This is a genomic window from Pseudomonas sp. SDT291_1_S447 (assembly GCF_054070155.1).
Map to the genome: position 1 here is coordinate 1 of NZ_JBSVXS010000367.1, position 264 is coordinate 264.

The window sequence follows — 264 nt, forward strand, 5'->3', positions numbered from 1 at the left end:
GCCTGCAATGGTTCCACGACCCGGCCGGCAATCTGCTGCGCGAACACCAACATTACCTCGGCCTGGAAAAACCCACCGTCGCGATCTGGCAGCACGAGTACGACGTGCTCAACCAACGAGTCGCCACCGTGCGCCCCGACGGCCATCGCGTCAGCTGGCTGACGTACGGCAGCGGCCACCTGCTCGGCTTGCGCCTCGATGAACACGAGCTGATCGGCTACGAACGCGACGACCTGCACCGCGAAGTCGCCCGCCATCAAGGCA

At 65.2% G+C, this 264-nt stretch carries 1 protein-coding gene; it reads left to right on the plus strand.

All coding sequences use genetic code 11. The features are described from left to right. Nucleotides 1-264 (plus strand): hypothetical protein (locus ACW9IR_RS29945; RefSeq protein WP_457466216.1); only part of this gene is annotated, 264 nt, incomplete at both ends.